General features: G+C 30.2%; 7 protein-coding genes. All 7 read left to right on the forward strand.

Translation table 11 applies throughout. The features are described from left to right. Positions 1 to 193 (forward strand): phage antirepressor KilAC domain-containing protein (locus Ctaglu_RS23915; protein ID WP_185732950.1); only part of this gene is annotated, 193 nt, incomplete at its 5' end. A 2-nt stretch (positions 194 to 195) separates the two neighbouring features. Continuing rightward, positions 196 to 693 (forward strand): hypothetical protein, encoded by a 498-nt coding sequence (locus Ctaglu_RS23920; RefSeq protein WP_125006471.1) that lies wholly within the window; start codon positions 196 to 198, stop codon positions 691 to 693. Positions 694 to 879: 186 nt separating this feature from the next. Beyond that, positions 880 to 1,065: a hypothetical protein gene (locus tag Ctaglu_RS23925; RefSeq protein WP_125006473.1), complete on the forward strand. Its 186-nt coding sequence runs from the start codon at positions 880 to 882 to the stop codon at positions 1,063 to 1,065. Positions 1,066 to 1,080: 15 nt separating this feature from the next. Next, the gene (locus tag Ctaglu_RS23930) at positions 1,081 to 1,383 is read left to right on the forward strand and encodes a hypothetical protein (protein WP_233439939.1); all 303 of its coding nucleotides are present in this window, start codon (positions 1,081 to 1,083) and stop codon (positions 1,381 to 1,383) included. A 49-nt stretch (positions 1,384 to 1,432) separates the two neighbouring features. Next, positions 1,433 to 1,906 carry a hypothetical protein gene (locus tag Ctaglu_RS23935; protein ID WP_125006475.1) on the forward strand — a complete coding sequence of 158 codons (474 nt, stop codon included), beginning with the start codon at positions 1,433 to 1,435 and terminating at the stop codon, positions 1,904 to 1,906. Between the two features lie 24 nt (positions 1,907 to 1,930). Next, entirely contained in the window at positions 1,931 to 2,728 is a 798-nt protein-coding gene (locus tag Ctaglu_RS23940) for a hypothetical protein (protein WP_125006477.1), read from the forward strand. Beyond that, positions 2,679 to 3,614, forward strand: coding sequence for an ATP-binding protein (locus Ctaglu_RS23945; protein ID WP_125006479.1), 936 nt, complete (start codon positions 2,679 to 2,681; stop codon positions 3,612 to 3,614). Before Ctaglu_RS23940 ends, Ctaglu_RS23945 begins: the two co-directional genes overlap by 50 nt. Positions 3,615 to 3,647 lie beyond the last annotated feature (33 nt).

The following is a 3,647-nucleotide window of genomic DNA, read 5'->3' on the forward strand; positions in this document are numbered from 1 at the left end:
AATGGGATATTTGATATGCAGAAAAGGAACTGACTACAACATGCCAACTCAAAGGTCGATGGAGCTAGGGCTATTTCAAATCAAGGAAACTTCTATAGCACATAGTAATGGACATGTAAGTATCTCCAAGACACCTAAGGTAACTGGCAAAGGTCAAGTTTACTTTGTTAATAAATTTAAGGAGCTGAATTAACGATGATTAAAAAACAAATATATATAAATGAAAGCAATCTAGCAAAAATAATACAGAGCAGCGGCAGCCACGTTATAAATTTAAAAGAGGAATCCTTTGAATACTCCAATGGATCGTTTATAGCTAGATGCACTTATGACTTAGATTTAGTTATTCAAAAATTATTCAAAGCTGGAGCGATTGCAAATTATAAAAACTGGACACCAGCAAGAACGTTTGACTTTAAAGATATTACAGAATGTGAGGAAGAACTTGAAGCGATTAAAACATCATATTCAAAAGCAAGTGGTAATTTAACTTGCATCATATTTAAAATCAATGACAAATACGTAGGCTTCGATAAAAGGTATCTTGATATATTTAAGAATGTTGAATATAAGGCAGCAGATAATAGTTCCCAAATCCCTAACTTAAGGATATATGGCAACGGTGAACTTGTAGGCATACTAATGGCAGTTAAACAAGACACTAGCCTATTAAGTGAAATCATAGGCTACTAAAATGGACAAGGTAATTTGCATAGTTTGCAACCGCCCACTTAAAGACCCACTAAGCAGAAAAATTAAATGTGGCCCTAAATGTTTGAAAATCTTAAATGAAGCTAAAAAGATTTATAAGTCTAAAAATAAAAATCATAAGAGAATTGAGATTAAGGGACAGACAAATTTATTTAAGGAGTGAATACGATGTCAAAGAAATTATTAGAACAAAGACTTGGACAAACTATTACAGATGCAGAATTTAAAATAATAATGGAAATCGCAACGGATGATATTAAATTTAATAGAATTGGCTTTAAAAAATATACAAGCCTAAATTATGTATTAGATATAGCGGCAAAGAGTGCTTCAATATTTAAAAGATGTGCTTAGAAAGAAGGTGAGAAAGTGTTGGAAGGATTAGAGGCACCAATAGAATATGACAAATATGGTCGCATGAGTTATAATCCAATATTTCATGAAAACAATGGAAAGCCCTGGTATAAAGAAGATACTCAATATTTGATTGACTGGTATGACATTATAGGCCCCGAAGAAATAAGTTTTGCAATAGATAGAACTATTAAATCAGTGATGCATAAAGCTACCCTGCTACGAAAGGGGGGCAAAATGAAAAAACCATTAAAGAAAACTACCTGTAAGAGAATAAAAAAGAACCCTTTGGCGAGGGTCCAGGTGAAACAAATCTAAAGACATTATAGCATGACAATGGCAAATAAAACAATATGGAGGTAAGTAAATGAAAAAACAAATAACAGGATATATCACTGGTGTTATAAATAGTTATTCAAGGACCATAGAACGATTAAAAGAGAGTGGAGCACCAATTACATCAACTAATTCGTTTGTAGCATTTAAAGAAGAATTTACTGACTTACTAGAGTTTGTAATGGATATTCCGGAAGAAAACAAAGAAGTAGCGATATTAGCTTTTAATATTGCGCTAGAAAATACAATCTTTAAGAAAAGAATTTTAGAACTTGAAGAGAGTTGTGAGAGTATGAATGAAATTGAAAATAATTTGCATAAGAGAATCAAGGCATTAACAGATAATAATGATTCATTAGATAATAATTGCAATGTGTTAAGGAATCATAATAATAAACTTATAAAAGTAAATTTTGAACTTGCACAATGTAATAAAAATCAAGTTCAAATGATTAGGAAGTTACGGTATAGAAACAAACAACTTGCAAGGATATTTAAATATTAATAAATCAACATGGAGGGTCAATAGATGGCACAAAAAAGAATGTTTTCTTTAAAAATTATAGATACTGATTTATTTTTAGATATGCCAGTTAGTTCGCAACTATTATATTTTCAACTTAATATGCGAGCTGACGATGATGGATTTGTGAGCTCACCACAGAAAATTATAAAAATGGTTAATTGTTCAAGTGATGATCTTAAAATATTGACAGCTAAGAAATTTATAATACCTTTTGAAAGCGGTATATGTGTAATTAGACATTGGAGAATACACAATTATATACAAAATGATAGGTATCAAGCAACTTTATATAACAATGAAAAAGCAAATATTGAGAATGATAATGGCACTTATAATCTTATGGATACAAAATGTGTACAAGATGGATACATTTTGGACACGCAGGTTAGTGTAGATAAGGTTAGTGTAGATAAGTTTAGTGTAGATAAGGTTATATTGGATGAACAACAACCTGAAAATAGTAATATCAATAAATTACAAATTGTAATAGACAGTTGGAATTCTTTAAATTTAACTAAAGTTATAAACATTAAGGGAAATAGGCTTTTATTACTTAATACTAGAATAAAAGATTATGGTTTAGAAAAAACATTACAAGCAATAGAAAGTATAAAACAATCAAAATTCTTGAAAGGTCAAAATAAAGAGAGTTGGATAATAACATTTGATTGGTTTGTAAAACCTAATAATTTCATAAAAGTATTAGAAGGAAATTATATAGATAAATTTACCCAAAATAAGGAGGTAACTGATGAAACAAATATCGGAAATTCTACACTGTACACCAACAAAAAATTCTGAAGAATGTGAAATAATTCATTGTACTAACTCAAAAGCTATAGAAGTTGGCAGGCATTCAATTGTAACTGAAACAATAGAATGTGAATTTTGCAAAAATATATTAGAGCAAACAGGATTTTACTTGTCTAGTTCAATGTTTTCAAGAGGATGGCTTTCCAGAGGCGAATATGAAAGGTGCACTTGTAAAGATGCTATAAACCATTGGCTAGAATTTGATAAAGCAAAATTGGATAAAGTAGAAAAAGAAAAAAATGAAGAAGGGGAAAGGCAGTATAAAGAAAGACTTGAAAGAATGATAAAGCAAAGTAACTTGGGGGAAAGATTCAGGACAAGGACATTTCAAACTTATAAAATATCAAATGAAAACAAGTTAGCGTTTAAAACTTGTGAAAGATATACAGAAAAATTTAAAGAGTTAAAAACCAAAGGAGTAGGGTTACTGATAACAGGTAATTATGGCGCAGGCAAAACACACTTAGCTGCGGCAATAGCGCATGTGCTAATAAAACAAGGATATCAGCCTATATTTGGAACTCTAATAAATTTACTTGGAAAGATTAAATCAAGCTATGGGGATGCACATTCTAAAGAAAATGAGGAACAGATAATTAATAAATATATAAATTGTGATTTACTGATTATTGATGATTTAGGCAAAGAAAAGCCAACCGAGTGGGTCCTTGAAAAATTATACTATGTTTTAAATTGCAGATATGAAAACAATGAACCTGTTGTAATAACTAGCAATTACAATGATACAAAATTAATGGACAGGCTAACTGTAGGTGACAACTTAGAAACCTCAGAAGCGATAGTATCAAGAATGTATGAAATGTGTCAGGGTGTGAATATGCAAGAATGTAAAGATTATAGAAGGGAAATTTAATAATGAATAAGGATATATTTACATTAAAAGAAA

The organism is Clostridium tagluense (assembly GCF_003865095.1).
Lineage (GTDB): Bacteria > Bacillota > Clostridia > Clostridiales > Clostridiaceae > Clostridium_AD > Clostridium_AD tagluense.